Origin of the sequence: Amycolatopsis sp. NPDC101161 (assembly GCF_044768185.1) — a bacterium.
Taxonomy (GTDB): domain Bacteria; phylum Actinomycetota; class Actinomycetes; order Mycobacteriales; family Pseudonocardiaceae; genus Amycolatopsis.
Window position 1 is genome coordinate 147,489 of sequence record NZ_JBIWPI010000004.1, and the last position, 13,865, is coordinate 161,353.

Here is a 13,865-nt window from a genome sequence, read left to right on the forward strand (position 1 = left end):
GCCGAACCCAGCGGCCGCGAGCCCGCCTGACTACAGCGGCAACCAGGTCATCCGCTGCCCGTGCGGGGCCGTCCGGGCCAGGGCGTGCGCCTCCGCCTTGCCGTTTTCCCACCGCACGACGCCCAGCGTCGCGAGCCCGTCGGCCCCGGAGAGGTCCGACCGACCAGGCAGCACCGTCTCGAGCCCGGCGCCGTAGAACTCCTCCGACACCCACCACACCGGCCGCGAAGCCGCCAGCGAAGCCAGCCCCTCGATGAACGAAGCGCGCCGAGGGGCCGGGAAGTACGCCAGCGCGTGGCTCGTCACCACCACCAGCGGCCCCTCCAGCGTCGCGGCCGCGGAGGCCAAATCGGAAACCCCGTCGCCCTCGATGAGCCGGGGCCGGTGCTTCGCCTGCTCGGCCGCCGCCGTGCGCAGGAGCCGGATGCGGTCCGGCTGGTCGGCCCAGACGCACGCCTCCAGCCACGCCAGCTCGTCCTCGTCCGACAGGTCCACCGGCGCGCGGTCCAGCCCCGCCCGGTCGAGGATCGCCAGCTTCTTCGGCAGCTTCGGCGCCACCGCGCCCGGCGCGAGGTCCAGCGCGCAGTGCAGCCCGACCGCGGCCTTCGCCGGGCCGGCCGTCAGCTGCTCGCCGCCGTCGCACTGGTAGCGGTAGCCGAAGCGGTCCAGCCCCAGCAGGAGCCCGGCGCTGCAGCCGACCTCCAGCAACGACACCTTCCCGCCCGCTTCGCGAGCCGCTCGCGCCACGCCCGGGTACAGCAGCGCGGCTCGGCGGACCTCGTTCGTCTGCGTGTACCGCGACGAAATCAGCGCGCGCGCCTTCTCGGCCCGCTCCAGCAGGAACGACCGGAACAGCGGCCAGGTCTCCGAGTCGACGCCGTCGAACCCGCCCAGGGACGGGTAGTACCGCGACAGCGGGTGGATCGGGTCGGCCTGGACCAGCCGGTGCGCGGTCGCCATCAGCAGCGTCGCCCGCACCTCGCCGTCCCGCGCCGACGTCAGCAGGCCCGCCACGTCGTCGTCGGACGCCGCCTGCAGCGCCAGGTGCTCGTACAGCGGCGACACCCCGCGCGCTTCGACTTCCGCGAACGTGCGCAGTACGCCTTTGATCCCGTCCAAGTCCATCAGAGCCTCATTCGTGCGGAACCGGCCGGCCCGGCTGCTCCCCGCCCCGGGTCTCGCCGTACGAGCGCTTGGGCACCATCACCTTCCGGCGGAAGGTGCACACGATCAGGCCGTCCTGCTTGTAACCGCGCGTCTCGACGTACACGACACCGCGGTCGTCCTTGGACTTCGACGGCGTCTTGTCCAGCACCTCGGTCTCGCCGTAGATCGTGTCGCCGTGGAACGTCGGCTTGACGTGCTTGAGGGACTCGACCTCGAGGTTCGCGATGGCCTTGCCGGAGACGTCGGGCACGGACATCCCGAGCAGCAGCGAGTAGATGTAGTTCCCGACCACGACGTTCTTGCCGAAGTCGGTGGTCTCCTCGGCGTAGTGCGCGTCCAGGTGCAGCGGGTGGTGGTTCATGGTGAGCAGGCAGAACATGTGGTCGTCGTATTCGGTGACCGTTTTGCCCGGCCAGTGCTTGTAGACCGCACCGACCTCGAACTCCTCGTAGTACCGACCGAACTGCACTCGTCTTCTCCTGTCCGCGTAACACCGCGTGAGGCTGGTACGACACGCATCCGTAGTGAGGAGTACCCTCAACCATTGGTTCTCGCGCGTCAACGCGAGCCCCACCACTCTGCACTCTCAGCTGCGGTGCACCCGGCCCGAAGGAGGTGAGGAACCCCGATGAGTAGTGGCGATAGTCCGCTCCCTAGTAGTCCCAGCGTTCCCACCTCACGGGTCGTCTCCAGGTAGGCCTTTCTTCTCTTCCCGGGAACGCTGGTGTCGCCGGGCGGACGCGTTCCGCCCCTGGTCAGTCGTCTCGCACGACCAACGCACGACGCCCAGGAGATCCCATGCCCGCCATTCCCTCGCTCGGCGGCCTGCGCGGCCGCGGCAACAAGGGCACCGTTCCCGTCCGCCCGGTCCCGGTGCCGCTGTCCGCGTACGTCGTGGACTGCGCGGTGTACGTCGCGGGCGAGCGCCTGCCCGGCCGCTGGACGCACATCGAGGCGATCAAAGAGGTCCGCAAGCGCCACGAGGGGTTCGTCTGGATCGGGCTGCACGAACCGGACTCCGAGCAGATCCAGGGCATCGCGGAGACGTTCGGGCTGCACGAGCTGGCCGTCGAGGACGCCCTCGAGGCGCACCAGCGGCCGAAGCTGGAGCGCTACGACGACACGCTGTTCCTCGTGGTGAAGACCGTCCGGTACGTCGAACACGAATCACCCACCACGGCGAACGAGATCGTCGAGACCGGCGAGCTCATGGTGTTCCTCGGCCGGGACTTCGTGATCACCGTCCGGCACGGGAACCACTCGGGCCTGGCGCGCCTGCGCCGCGAGCTCGACGAGGACCCGGAGCGGCTGCAGCTCGGCCCGTCCGCGGTCGTGCACGCGATCGCCGACCACGTCGTCGACCACTACCTCGACGTCACGGGCCGGATCGAGAACGACATCGACGTCATGGAGGCGCAGGTCTTCGCGCCCCGGTCGCTGGTCAGCGCCGAGCAGATCTACCTGATGAAGCGGGAGGTCCTGGAGCTGCGCCGGGCGGTGATGCCGCTCGCTACGCCGATCCAGCGGCTGGCCGAGGGCTACACGCGGCTGGTGCCGGACGAGGTCCGCTCGTACTTCCGCGACGTCGCCGACCACCTCACGACCGTGTCCGAGCGGGTGGCGGCGTTCGACGAGCTGCTGTCCACCCTGGTCGACGCGACGGTCGCGAAGATCTCCTTGCAGCAGAACACCGACATGCGCAAGATCACGTCGTGGGCGGCGATCATCACCATCCCGACGATGATCGCGGGCATCTACGGGATGAACTTCGACTACATGCCCGAGCTGCACTGGAAGTTCGGGTACCCGCTGGTGATCACCGTGATCCTGGCGATCTGCCTGTTGCTGTACCGAATATTCCGGAAGAACGGCTGGCTCTAGTCCCCTCTTCCCCCATCGGAGTGTTCGCCATGTCCCGGATGCTGTCCAACCTCAAGTTCTGGGCGCTCGCGCTCAGCCTCGTGTGGATCTTCGTCATCACTTTCGTCATCGTCGCCGACCCCGGGTTCGCGCACGGCATGAAGTAGTACCGCGGCGTCGTACCCTGGGTGCGTGCCCAAAGCGCTGGTGGTCTCCGACGAGGTCGACGAGCGGTTGTGGACCGACGCGGTCCGCACCGTCTCCGTCGACCTCGTCATCGGCGCGGGCGACCTCCCGTACGACTACCTCGCGTTCCTGGCCGGCGCGCTCGACGTGCCGTGCGTGTTCGTCCCCGGCAACCACGACCCGGACCTGAGCGGCTACACGCGCTACGGCGGGCTGTCCATGAAGGACGGTTTCCCGACGGCGTGGCCGGGCCCGGCGGGCGGCATCAACGCCGACGGCCGCGTCGTCGACGTCGCCGGCCTGCGGTTCGCCGGACTCGGCGGCTCGATCCGCTACAACGACGGCCCGAACCAGTGGACCCAGCGCCAGCAGGCGCGCCGGGCCCGCGGCCTGGTCCGGCGCGCCAAGTGGCGGCGTCGTCGCGACGGCCGTGACGTCGACATCCTGCTGACGCACTCGCCGCCGCTGGACCTCGGCGACCGGGCGGACCCGCCGCACCGCGGGTTCGCGTGCCTGCACCGGACGATCGACGTGCTGCGGCCGAAGTGGCTGCTGCACGGGCACATCCACCCCCACGGCGAGCCGGTGCCGGACCGGGTCGTCGGCGAAACCCGGATCCGCAACGTGGTGGGCCACCGGATCATGGAGTTCTCATGAAAGAGACGGGGTTTCCCCGCGCGGACGCGGAGAACGACTTCCTCCGCGCGCGCCGGAGCCAAGTGCTCTCGCGGCTGTCGACGTGGCTGCGTCGCGAGCCCGACGACGTCAACATCATGCTGCCGTTCCACGAGGTGGTGGAGGCGCTCGGGTACGCGGGCGAGCACCGCATCGGGTTGCGGGTGATCAAACTGGACTCGATCGTCGGCACGGTCGACCGCAGCCGCGACTTCGACCGCCACTTCCGCCCGACGTCGGCCCGGGTGCGCGAGCGCTGGGAGCGCCTGGCGCTGGCGGCCCGCCGCGGCGAGGAGATCCCGCCGATCGAGGTGTACCGGGTCGGCGAGCTGCACTTCATCATCGACGGCCACCACCGCGTTTCGGTCGCGATCGCGCAGGGACTGTCCACAATAGAGGCATTCGTGACGGTGGTCCGGACCAAGCTCGACCCGAGCGGCATCCGCCACCGAGGCGACCTGATCGTCAAGGACTACCGGCGGTTGTTCCTGGAGCGGGTGCCGTTGACGGGGCACGCGCGGGCGTCGGTGATCGTGTCGGACCCGTGGGACTACGCGAAACTGGGCGAGCACGTGGAGGCGTGGGGCTTCCGGCTGATGCAGGACGAGGGCAAGTTCTGCGACCGCGCGAGCGTCGCGCAGCGGTGGTTCGACGAGGAGTTCGTGCCGGTGGTGGGGATGCTGCGGCAGGCGGAGCTGATCGGGGACCGGACGGATGCCGAGGCTTACATGTGGGTGGCCGCGGAGCGGTACCGGTTGATCCGGACCCATCGGTGGGACGACGAGGTCATCGAGACGCTGCGGTCTCGGGGGCGTTAGAGCCCGAGGACGTACCAGGTGGTGCCGAACTGGAGCCACATCCGGTCGCCGCAGCACACCCAGCGCTGCAGGGTGCTGCCGTCCGGGACGTCGAGCGGGACCGGCGGCTCCGGCACGACCACGTCAGCGGTCAGCTCGGCGGGCACGAGGTGGTGGTAGTAGCCGCCGTGTGGGCCCGCCAAGGCCAGGAAGATCGCCTCCGCGCCGGAGACGGCGACCCCTCGCACTCGTGGGACCGGGCACCGCCGCACCGACCGGATGCCGTCGCCGCCGACCTCCACCAGCGGGACTTCGGTGTACGGGACCGCCCACGTCCGCCGTTCGCCGACGTTGAGCGCGTAGCAGTCCATCCAGGACAAGCGGACCGGGTCGTCGATCGCCCACCACGCCGGTTCGGCCGCGGCGGTCCAGCGGATCAGGCCGGGGTGGTGGCGGTCGCCGATCGAGGCCTCGTCGAAGTAGCTGACCCAGATCTCGCCGGTGGGCCCGGTGACCAGTTCCTCGATCCCGTCTCCGGCGTGGAACGCGGTCACGACCTGCCCGGCGCCGTCGAGGATCCGCCCGTTGCGCGGCGGCTCGAAGCCGGCCCGGATCCGGCACCGGCTGTTCACCAGGACGAACCCATCGCCGGCCGCGTCGATCTTCGGGAACCGGCCCGGCTCGGCCACCCGACCGCACGACGTCCCGTCCACCCGCAGCTCACCGTCGGCCGACAGCGCGATGACCCGGCCGAAAGCGTCCACAGTGGACGCTACTGCGCCGTCTGGCACGGTTCCCCAACGTTCGAGCACCTTCAGAAATCCAACCCCGGAGTCAACGCCAATTCGCGCACCTGGTCCAAACTCAACGTCGGCTCCGGACGCTGCTTCGGCAACCGCACGCCCGACTGCTCCAAAACCCCGCTGTCGGTGGACCAGAACTCCACCAGCGAGTCCGGCCCGGCGAGCGCCACCCGGTACTTCACCGCGTCACCGGTGCGCAGCGTCGACAGCCACGTGACTCCCCGGGGTGTCGGTTCCGTGCGGCACGTGATCTCCCCCGGCTCGCCGCACGCCGGGCCGCCCGAACGGCCGGGCAGGATCAACACGTACACCGCCCCGGACCCCGACGCGTCCGTCACCCGCACCCCCATGTGGAAGATCGCCTCCCCCGGGGCGGCTCCGATCGGGTCGGCGACCAGGTGGAACGGATCCGCCGGCGGGGTCTCCCCCGGGATCGTCAACCGCGAGATCCGCACGTCCGAAGGCAACAGCGACCGCACCGCATTCCCGACCAGGCAGCTCAGCCGGTCGACCAGCGCCGACCGCGTGTCGGTCGCGGACGGGCACGGCCGCGCCGCCACCGGGTTGCGGCCCGGCAGCACCAGCACCGCCAGCCCCAACGCCAGCACCACCACGGCCAGCGCCGCCGCCCCCGTCAGCAGGTGCCGGCGGCGGGACAGGCGGGCCGCCGACAGGACAGCTTCGCCGGTGAGACCCAGGGGCGGCTCGCCCTCGGTCACGTACGCCGTCAGCGCGGTCCGGACGTCTTCCATCACCGCTCCTCGCTCGTCGGGAAGGGCAAGGCCGCGCGCAGGGCTTCCACCCCGCGGGCCGTCTGGGACTTGACCGTGCCTTCGGCGATGCCGAGCAGTGACGCGACCTCCGTCACCGGGAGATCCTCGAGGAACCGGAGCACGACCATCGCGCGCCGGCGGGGCGTCAACCCGGACAGCGCGCGCTCCACGTCGAGGCGCAGCGGCGTGTCCCGGCCCGGCGGCGACTCCGTCTCCGGGACCACAGCCGTCACGTACTCGCGGCCGGACTTGCGCCGCCCGGCGAGGAAGAGGTTCAGCAGGATGCGGCGCGCGTACGCGTCCGCCGTGTCCGGGCGGACGCGGCGCCAGCGCCGGTACAGCTGCACGAACATGGCCTGGACCAGGTCCTCGGCCTCGTGCCAGTCGCCGCAGAACGCGAACGCCACCCGGCGGAACCGCTGCACCCGCGCCGCGAAGTACTCGCTGAAATCGAGGTCTCTCGACGCCCCCACCCGGCCCTCCTTCGCACGATCCCAGTCTTACTAGTGCGCGGAGGGCCGGGAAGGTTCAATCAAATGTGCACGGCGCCGGGAGCGGCTTCACCCTTCGGGACGCCCGGGCGCAGCAGCAGGCCGCTGAGCAGCGCGCCGGCCGCGAAGATCACGGCCGCCCAGGTGAACGCCGTTGTGTAGCTCTCGATCGCCGCCTCGGCCGCCAGTTGCGGGGTCGGGACCTTGCCCGCGAGGTACGACGTCGCCGCGTTGCCCGCCAGCGTCGACAGTAGCGCCGTGCCGATCGAGCCGCCGACCTGCTGCATCGTGTTGACCGCGGCCGACGCGACGCCCGCGTCGTGCGCCTCGACGCCGAACGTCGCGACGCTCATCGCCGGCGCCATCGCCAGGCCGATGCCGAAGCCCATCACCAGCAGCGGGCCGAGCACGCCGGACGCGTACGTGCTGTCGAGGCCGATGCCGCTCAGCCAGAACAGGCCCACCGCGGCGATCGCCATGCCGGTCGGGACCAGCGGACGCGGGCCGAAACGCGGCAACAGGACGGCCGTCGCCGTCGTCGCGGCCAGCATCAGCGTCGCCACCATCGGGAGGAACCCGAGGCCGCTCTGGATCGGCGTGAACCGCAGGTTCTGCTGCACGTAGAACGTCAGGAACAGGAAGATCGCGAACATGCCGATGGCCAGCAGGAACATCGCCAGGTAGGAGCCACCGCGGTTGCGGTCGAGCAGGACGCGCAGCGGGAGCAGCGGGTGCGAGACGCGCTGCTGCAGCCACACGAAGACGCCCAGCAGCGCCACTCCACCGGCTAGGAAGCCCCACACCGACACCGACGACCACGAGTCCGACTCAGCGTTCGCGAAGCCGTAGACCAGCGCGAACAGACCGGCGGACGCGGTGATCGTGCCCGGCAGGTCGAGCTTCGGGCGCGGGCCGGCGTCCCGCTGGTTGCGCAGCAGGACCGAGCTGCCGACGAACGCGACGACCGCGAAGATGATGTTCACGAACATGCACCAGCGCCAGTCGAGGTACTCGGTGAGCACGCCGCCGAGCAGCAGGCCGACCGCCGCGCCGCCACCGCCGATGGCGCCGAACACGCCGAACGCGCGACCGCGTTCCTTCGGGTCGGTGAACGTCGTGGTGAGCAGCGAAAGCGTGGCGGGCGCGAGCAACGCGCCGAAGACACCCTGGGCCGCGCGGGCGATCAGCAGCATCTCGATGTTGGTCGCGAAGCCGCCGAGAGCGGACACCGCGGCGAAGCCGGCCAGGCCGACGAGCAGCGTGTTCTTGCGGCCGAAGAGGTCGGCCAGGCGGCCGCCGAGCAGCAGCAGGCTGCCGAACGCGAGCGCGTACGCCGTGACGACCCACTGGCGCGCGTCGTTCGAGAAGCCGAGGTCGACCTGCGCGGACGGGAGCGCGATGTTCACGACGGTCGCGTCCAGCACGACCATCAGCTGGGCGATGCCGATCATCACCAGGATCAGCCATCTGCGGCTGTGGTGGGGGTTCTCGGCGGCGCGCGCGTCCCCCGGCGGCGCGACGGCGAGAGTGGATTCGGACATGGGTGTCCCCTCACTGGGAGTGATCAGGAAGCTATGTGGAGTAGGTATCTCCCCTTACGCGACCCAAGGTACACAAGAACCGGAGATGGCGCCTCTACTTCAGGGGCTAGACTGGACGGCATGGCACGGGACGCTGGTCCCGCCGCACCGGCGCGGCCGCTGCGGCGTGACGCTGAACTCAACCGCCGTCGCATCCTCGCGTCGGCCCGCGAAGTGTTCGGCCAACGTGGGCTCGAGGCCACGCTGGACGACATCGCCCACCACGCCGGACTCGGCGTCGGCACGGTCTACCGCCGGTTCCCCAGCAAGGAACACCTGGTCGAGGCCATGTTCGCGGAGCGGATGGAAGAGATCGGCGATCTCGCGTCGGAAGCGCTGAAGGCGGACGACCCCTGGCAGGCGTTCGTCGACTTCACCTGGAAAGCGGCCGAGATGCACTCCGCCGACCGCGGACTGCGCGAAATCATGCTGTCCAACAAGTTCGGTCACGAGCACGTCGCCGAAGAAAAAGCCCGCATGGTGCCGTTGATCACACAGCTCGTCGAGCGGGCGCAGGACGCCGGTGGGCTCCGGGCGGACTTCGCTCCGTCGGACATGGCGCTCGTGCACATGATGGTCGGCTCGGTGGTCGAGTTCACGTGCGCGGTCGACCCGGACCTGTGGCGCCGCAGCCTCGGCATGCTGCTCGACGGGCTCCGCGCCGAGCCCGGCAAGCCCTCGCAGCTGACCCGCCCGCCGCTCGACGAGCAGGAGATCGACCGCGCGATGTCCTGCTGGCGCCCCTGATGGGGTGATCGGCGCGGGATCCCGGCGCCGCCCTCCCGCCCGGACACTGCACCCCGCGCGATCATGGCGACGGGGAGGTGCGGGTGGCGTACTACAGCGTTCCGGCGATCAGGCGGTTGCAGCTCGGACGCGAGCTGAAGGCCTGGCGGGAAAAGGCCGGACTGACGCTGGAACAGGCCGGCGGCGACTTGGACATCTCCAAGAGCACGCTCTCGCGGATGGAGAAGGGCCAGGGCGCGATCCACCCGCTGCACGCCCGGGCGATGGCGGAGCTGTACCGGCTGCCCGAGGACGACCTGGTACGGGTGGTCGACATCGCGCGGGAGGCGAAGCGGCCCAACCAGAACCGGATCGAGGGGGTGTCGGTCAACAGCTACCCGGCGCTCGAGGCGGAGGCGGTTTCGGTCCGGAACTTCGAGCTGGCGTACGTGCCCGGGCTCCTGCAGACCGAAAGCTTCGCCCGCGCCCTATACGCCCACCACGGCACCCGCGAACGCAACCACAAGTTGCACGTACGGATGCGCCGCTGCGAGCGGCTGAAGGGCGATCATCCGCTGCGCCTGCACGCGATCGTCGACGAAACCGCGCTGGTGAGGCCGATCGCGGGTGAGGCCGATCGCGGAACCGCATGTGCTCATCGCCCGGCGGGAAGCCTGCAGTTGGTGAAGCCGGTCCAGCTCGCCGAGCTTTCCCGACGGTTCAGGGACATCGGTAAACTCGCGCTGAGCGAGTAGGAGCGCGCGGTGGACCCGATGGTGTGGCGCAAGAGCAGCTTCAGCGGCGATGAAAACCAAGCTTGCGTCGAGGTCGCCTTCGCCACACCGACCATCGCGGTGCGGGACTCCAAAGACCCCTCCGGCCCGCACCTCACCGTCAACCCCTCTTCCTGGCGCGGCTTCCTCCGCTCCATCAGCTAGCGCAGTTCTCCAACGCCCGGGCGACGTCCCGGCGGAACGCGTCGTCCTCGCGGAACAGGTCGCAGCCGTCCGAGCGGGAAAACCGCCCGTCGGTCGCCAGCAAGTCCCGTAGCACCGGGGCAGCCGATGCCGGCAACGGTCCCAGCTTCGCCAGCGAGCGCGCCGCCTCGGTCGTGTGCGACTCGATCAGGTCCGGCTCCACACCCTCCAGCGCCCGCAGGAGCACCGGCAGCGCTTCCTCCACCACACCCGTGACGCGGCCCAGCGCCGCCGCGATGGCCACCTCCGTCCCCCGGTCGTCCGCGTGGCACGCGCGCAGCACGTCCGCCAGGGGCGCCCCCATCTCCCCCAGGGCCGCCGCCCACACGACCGCCGACATTTCGCCCGCCTCGAGCGCGCTCTCCAGCAGCTCCACCGCCAACCCCGGGTCGCCGCCGAGGCGGGCGCAGGCCGTCGCCGCCGCCGCGCGCGTGCGCCACGGCCTTCTGCGGCCCTTCGCGATCTTCTTCAGCTCCCGGACCGCCGATTCGCCACCGACGTCCGCGAGCGCGTCCGCGCACCACTCCACCGTGTGCGGGTCGTCGGCGCGGAGCAGCCGCTTCAGATGCGGGGCGGCCTGCGCGCCCGCCGGGCCCCACTCCCGCAACAACCTGGTCAACGGCCACACCGTGTGCCGATGGGCGCTGGGGTCCAGCACCTCGCCCACCCACGGCAGGAACGCGGGCGCGAACTCCGGGGCGTCCATCAGCATCTGGTGCGCCCCCGGCGCCCTGAACAAGCTCCAGTTCCCCCGTCCGCGGCCGCCGACGCCACCCGTCATCAACACGTGCTCGCGCGTGCGGAACCGCGCGAGCAGCGGCTCGACGCACCGGGCGTCCTTCAGCCGCAGCAACGCCCACAGCGCGTAGTCGCGGGCCTGCGGGTCGTCCGCGAGCGCGAACAGCTGGTCGGCGTACTCCGCCGACGCCGGCGCCACGCCCCCGAGCACCGCGGCCGCCGCGCTCCGCTCCGGCGTGTCCAGCAACGCTCCGACCAGCGGGAGCAGCCCCTCGACGGCCGACCGCCGGTCCGCGATCTCGCCCAGCACGACGCCCATCGCCGCCGAACGCCGGTTCGGACGCGCGGCCAGGGCGACCAGGAGTTCCTCACGCGGTCCGGGAGCCAGGCGCCCGGCGGCCCAGCGGACCGGGGCCGGCCGCTCGTAGCCGTGCAGGCCCGCGAAGGCCGTCACGTCCCCGCACAGCAGGTCGGCGAGCCGCTCGACCGGCGCCTCGCCGGTGATCCGGGCGGTCGTGGTCAGGGCCGCGGCGTGGATCGCGTCGGTCTCTTCGCGCTCGGCCAGCCACGGCAGCACGTCCTCGCCGCCCAGCTCCCCGACCGCGATCACGAGCCCCAGCCGGACCGCCTCGGACGTCTCCCCGGGCCAGCGGTCCAGCAGCGCGGCCAGCACCGCCGGGTCCGGGTGTTCGCCCAGGACCAGCACCGCGGCCCGCCGCACGGCGACGTCGTCGTCTTCCACCAGGGCGAGCAGCCGCGGCACGGCGGCCGGCCACGCCGCCCGCCACCCGTCGTCCGCCACCGCACGGGCCCGGTGGGCGAGGTCGTGGACGATCTCGGCCACGTCGGCCCGCTCCGGCGAGTCCGGGTGCTCGACGTAGGTCAGCAGCGCGGGCAAGGCCTCGGCCGCGTCCGGGTTCCAGCCGGACGCGGGCACGAGCGTGTCCGACAGCTGCTCGTAGGCCTCGCTGAACGAGTCCCCGGAGAGGTCGCGGAGCATCAGGCTCCAGTGGTCATCCCAGGCCATCGGCGCAGCGTAGCGATCTTTTCCTTGCGCACCAACGGCTTTACTCGGACGGGATGATCGCCCACAGGATCAGGTACGCCACGAACTGCGGCCCGGGCAGCAGGCACGACAGCACGGCCAGCAGCCGCACGGTGCTCGTCTTCATGCCCCACCGCTGGGCGAGACCCGCGCACACCCCGCCGATCATGCGGCCGTAGCGGGGACGGGACAGCCGTCGCGTGACCGGTGCGCTCATCGTTTTTCCCTTTCCTCGAAGTTCCGATATCTCCACTTCACCACCGGAGTACCCGCTTCCGCATCGCTCGCGCGAAGGATCGCTCCCTTAGGGGACGGTAAAAGCGAAAAACGTTCGGACGGCCGCGGGAAACCCCGGAAACCGGGCCGCACTCCGGTGACCTGCGCGTTCTGCTTCCGATGCTGGGAAGATACTGAGAGATGTCCCCGTCAGGGCTGGCTTTTCCGCCCGATGCGGCGATACTGGCTCACCGTGTACCCCCGTCCGAAAACTTTGGTCGTCGCGATGGTCTGCGCCCTGCTCACCGCCGGGTGCGCGCAGACCCAAGCCACGCCGGAGCAGACTTCCGGGCCGACTCCGCTGACCGCGTCCGCCGCGCTCGGGGACTACGCGACCGTCGACTACTGCAGCCTGCTCGACGTGCCCGCCGTCGCGCCCGGCGCCGTCGCGGCCCCGACGTTCGAGACCTGCCGGGCCGACGCCGGCGGGCGCACGATCCTCGTGGGGCCGCTGGCCTTCGACTCCGACCCGAACATCCGGCCCTACGCCTACCCCGGGCCGGTCCCGGACGGCGTCGCGATCCAGCAGTCGATGTTCAACGACCACAGCACGTGCACCCGCGCGATCACCTTCGCCGACGGCAACCGACTCGACCTGTCGGTCACCGACGCCGGCGACGACCAGGCCGCGCGCTGCGGTGTCGCGGACGCGGCCGTCGGCTCGGCGCTGACCGCGATCACCTCGAACAAGGTGGGGCGGCTGAAGTTCCCGGACCGGTCGTGGGGCCTGGTGGCACCGTGCGTGCTGCTCGACAAACCCGGCCTCGACGCCGTCGCGGGGGCGGGCAGCCGGCCGGCGACGGGACTGTCCGGGCACAGCTGCATCCGCGGCAAGGTGAGCCTCAAGCTGACGGTGCGGACGGACGAACCGTCGGCACCGCCCGAGACGCTCGGCGGGCGGCCGGCCGTCGTCCGGCTGGCGGGCGCGTTCTGCCTGGTGGACACGACGCAGCCGGCGCCGGGCCTGCCGGGCCGCCACGAACTGGCGGAGCTCAGCGTCGTGGAGACGGCGGGCACCGCGGGCGACGGCACGTGCGCCCAGGCCCGCACCGCGGCGAACGCGATCCTGCCGCTGCTCCCGACGGCTTAGGAACTTTTCCGCGACGGTTGTCGGATCGCGCCCGGCCGGTTCGTAGCCCAGGTGACAGACCGGCACCCGGGAAAGGAACGCCAATGACCGCGACCTACACCTTCGACGTCTTCACCAGCCTCGACGGCTTCGGCAGCCACCACGGCGACTGGGGCGGCTACTGGGGCAAGCAGGGCCCCGAGCTGCTCGCGCACCGCCTCGCGCAGTACCGCGACGACCCGCGGATGGTCTTCGGCGCCACCACCTTCCGGTCGAACGTGGAAATGCTCGCCGGCGACGACGAGGCGTTCGACCCATGGGTGCGTCGGATGCGGAGCCTGCCGGCCACGGTCATCTCGAGCACGCTGCGCGGCCCGCTGGACTGGCCCGACGCGACCGTCGTGAGCGGCGACGCGGTGGACGTCGTCGCGCGGCTCAAGGAGGAGTCCGACGTGCCGTTGCGCTCGCACGGCAGCCTGTCGCTGAACCGGGCGCTGCTGGCCGCCGGGCTCGTCGACCGCGTCCAGGTGACGGTCTTCCCGGTGCTCACCGGCAAGACCGGCGACGGCCCGATCTTCGCGGGCGTCGAGGACTTCGACCTCGAGCTCCTCGACGCCCGCACGCTCGACGGCCGTACCCAGGAGCTCGTCTACCGCCCCACCCGGCACCCCTGAACGCCGTGAAGGCCTCCTCACCGGGCAA

The 13,865-nt window shown here is 71.1% G+C and carries 16 protein-coding genes; 8 read left to right on the plus strand and 8 right to left on the minus strand.

Going from position 1 to position 13,865, the window contains the following annotated elements; all coding sequences use genetic code 11:
• Positions 1-30: 30 nt before the first annotated feature.
• Both ACIRSS_RS28100 and ACIRSS_RS28105 read right to left on the minus strand, forming a co-directional pair.
• Positions 31-1,125, minus strand: coding sequence for a DUF2332 domain-containing protein (locus ACIRSS_RS28100; RefSeq protein WP_400900031.1), 1,095 nt, complete (start codon positions 1,123-1,125; stop codon positions 31-33).
• Between the two features lie 7 nt (positions 1,126-1,132).
• A complete protein-coding gene (locus tag ACIRSS_RS28105) occupies positions 1,133-1,636 on the minus strand; it encodes a MaoC family dehydratase (RefSeq protein WP_372672231.1) in 504 nt (167 codons plus the stop codon).
• Between the two features lie 329 nt (positions 1,637-1,965).
• Here ACIRSS_RS28105 and corA point away from each other — a divergent pair, with 329 nt between their 5' ends.
• The 3 genes from corA (at position 1,966) to ACIRSS_RS28120 (ending at position 4,706) form a co-directional block, all read left to right on the plus strand.
• The gene (gene corA, locus ACIRSS_RS28110; RefSeq protein WP_400900033.1) at positions 1,966-3,048 is read left to right on the plus strand and encodes a magnesium/cobalt transporter CorA; all 1,083 of its coding nucleotides are present in this window, start codon (positions 1,966-1,968) and stop codon (positions 3,046-3,048) included.
• A 171-nt stretch (positions 3,049-3,219) separates the two neighbouring features.
• Positions 3,220-3,870 carry a metallophosphoesterase gene (locus ACIRSS_RS28115; RefSeq protein ID WP_400900035.1) on the plus strand — a complete coding sequence of 217 codons (651 nt, stop codon included), beginning with the start codon at positions 3,220-3,222 and terminating at the stop codon, positions 3,868-3,870.
• On the plus strand, positions 3,867-4,706 hold the full coding sequence (locus ACIRSS_RS28120) for a chromosome partitioning protein ParB (RefSeq protein ID WP_400900037.1): 840 nt from the start codon (positions 3,867-3,869) through the stop codon (positions 4,704-4,706). The genes ACIRSS_RS28115 and ACIRSS_RS28120 overlap by 4 nt, the downstream gene beginning before the upstream one ends.
• On the opposite strand, the gene ACIRSS_RS28125 is transcribed toward ACIRSS_RS28120, so the two are convergent.
• Genes ACIRSS_RS28125 through ACIRSS_RS28140 form a run of 4 tightly spaced genes read right to left on the minus strand, consistent with a single transcriptional unit; the run spans position 4,703 to position 8,293 of the window.
• A complete protein-coding gene (locus ACIRSS_RS28125) occupies positions 4,703-5,476 on the minus strand; it encodes a hypothetical protein (RefSeq protein ID WP_400900039.1) in 774 nt (257 codons plus the stop codon). The genes ACIRSS_RS28120 and ACIRSS_RS28125 overlap by 4 nt on opposite strands.
• Positions 5,477-5,499: 23 nt before the next feature.
• Complete coding sequence (locus tag ACIRSS_RS28130) at positions 5,500-6,240, minus strand: hypothetical protein (RefSeq protein ID WP_400900041.1); 741 nt, start codon at positions 6,238-6,240, stop codon at positions 5,500-5,502.
• Positions 6,240-6,734: a SigE family RNA polymerase sigma factor gene (locus ACIRSS_RS28135; RefSeq protein WP_400900043.1), complete on the minus strand. Its 495-nt coding sequence runs from the start codon at positions 6,732-6,734 to the stop codon at positions 6,240-6,242. The genes ACIRSS_RS28130 and ACIRSS_RS28135 overlap by 1 nt, the downstream gene beginning before the upstream one ends.
• A 59-nt stretch (positions 6,735-6,793) precedes the next feature.
• Positions 6,794-8,293, minus strand: a complete 1,500-nt coding sequence (locus ACIRSS_RS28140; protein ID WP_400900045.1) for an MFS transporter — start codon at positions 8,291-8,293, stop codon at positions 6,794-6,796.
• Between the two features lie 120 nt (positions 8,294-8,413).
• On the opposite strand from ACIRSS_RS28140, the gene ACIRSS_RS28145 reads away from it, so the two are divergent.
• The 3 genes from ACIRSS_RS28145 to ACIRSS_RS28155 all read left to right on the plus strand — a co-directional run bounded on the left by ACIRSS_RS28145 (position 8,414) and on the right by ACIRSS_RS28155 (position 9,996).
• Complete coding sequence (locus ACIRSS_RS28145; protein ID WP_400900047.1) at positions 8,414-9,079, plus strand: TetR/AcrR family transcriptional regulator; 666 nt, start codon at positions 8,414-8,416, stop codon at positions 9,077-9,079.
• 83 nt (positions 9,080-9,162) lie between these two features.
• Positions 9,163-9,813 (plus strand): Scr1 family TA system antitoxin-like transcriptional regulator, encoded by a 651-nt coding sequence (locus tag ACIRSS_RS28150; RefSeq protein ID WP_400900049.1) that lies wholly within the window; start codon positions 9,163-9,165, stop codon positions 9,811-9,813.
• An 18-nt stretch (positions 9,814-9,831) separates the two neighbouring features.
• On the plus strand, positions 9,832-9,996 hold the full coding sequence (locus ACIRSS_RS28155; protein WP_400901883.1) for a DUF397 domain-containing protein: 165 nt from the start codon (positions 9,832-9,834) through the stop codon (positions 9,994-9,996).
• Here the strand turns inward: ACIRSS_RS28155 and ACIRSS_RS28160 are convergent.
• Positions 9,989-11,800 carry a HEAT repeat domain-containing protein gene (locus tag ACIRSS_RS28160; protein WP_400900051.1) on the minus strand — a complete coding sequence of 604 codons (1,812 nt, stop codon included), beginning with the start codon at positions 11,798-11,800 and terminating at the stop codon, positions 9,989-9,991. The two genes, ACIRSS_RS28155 and ACIRSS_RS28160, sit on opposite strands and share 8 nt — an antisense overlap.
• A gap of 40 nt (positions 11,801-11,840) precedes the next feature.
• On the minus strand, positions 11,841-12,035 hold the full coding sequence (locus ACIRSS_RS28165) for a PspC domain-containing protein (protein WP_400900053.1): 195 nt from the start codon (positions 12,033-12,035) through the stop codon (positions 11,841-11,843).
• Positions 12,036-12,320: 285 nt separating this feature from the next.
• Between ACIRSS_RS28165 and ACIRSS_RS28170 the strand changes: the two genes are divergently transcribed.
• The gene (locus ACIRSS_RS28170; protein ID WP_400901885.1) at positions 12,321-13,184 is read left to right on the plus strand and encodes a hypothetical protein; all 864 of its coding nucleotides are present in this window, start codon (positions 12,321-12,323) and stop codon (positions 13,182-13,184) included.
• Between the two features lie 83 nt (positions 13,185-13,267).
• Positions 13,268-13,837 (plus strand): dihydrofolate reductase family protein, encoded by a 570-nt coding sequence (locus tag ACIRSS_RS28175; RefSeq protein ID WP_400900055.1) that lies wholly within the window; start codon positions 13,268-13,270, stop codon positions 13,835-13,837.
• The last annotated feature ends 28 nt before the right edge of the window (positions 13,838-13,865 follow it).

Excerpts from the sequence above, each read along its gene's own strand:
- ACIRSS_RS28170 (WP_400901885.1), top strand. The coding sequence starts at position 12,321 with ATGGTCTGCGCCCTGCTCACCGCCGGGTGCGCGCAGACCCAAGCCACG.
- ACIRSS_RS28140 (WP_400900045.1), bottom strand. The coding sequence starts at position 8,293 with ATGTCCGAATCCACTCTCGCCGTCGCGCCGCCGGGGGACGCGCGCGCC.
- ACIRSS_RS28145 (WP_400900047.1), top strand. The coding sequence starts at position 8,414 with ATGGCACGGGACGCTGGTCCCGCCGCACCGGCGCGGCCGCTGCGGCGT.
- ACIRSS_RS28130 (WP_400900041.1), bottom strand. The coding sequence starts at position 6,240 with ATGGAAGACGTCCGGACCGCGCTGACGGCGTACGTGACCGAGGGCGAG.
- ACIRSS_RS28165 (WP_400900053.1), bottom strand. The coding sequence starts at position 12,035 with ATGAGCGCACCGGTCACGCGACGGCTGTCCCGTCCCCGCTACGGCCGC.
- corA (WP_400900033.1), top strand. The coding sequence starts at position 1,966 with ATGCCCGCCATTCCCTCGCTCGGCGGCCTGCGCGGCCGCGGCAACAAG.
- ACIRSS_RS28120 (WP_400900037.1), top strand. The coding sequence starts at position 3,867 with ATGAAAGAGACGGGGTTTCCCCGCGCGGACGCGGAGAACGACTTCCTC.
- ACIRSS_RS28100 (WP_400900031.1), bottom strand. The coding sequence starts at position 1,125 with ATGGACTTGGACGGGATCAAAGGCGTACTGCGCACGTTCGCGGAAGTC.
- ACIRSS_RS28175 (WP_400900055.1), top strand. The coding sequence starts at position 13,268 with ATGACCGCGACCTACACCTTCGACGTCTTCACCAGCCTCGACGGCTTC.
- ACIRSS_RS28155 (WP_400901883.1), top strand. The coding sequence starts at position 9,832 with ATGGTGTGGCGCAAGAGCAGCTTCAGCGGCGATGAAAACCAAGCTTGC.
- ACIRSS_RS28160 (WP_400900051.1), bottom strand. The coding sequence starts at position 11,800 with ATGGCCTGGGATGACCACTGGAGCCTGATGCTCCGCGACCTCTCCGGG.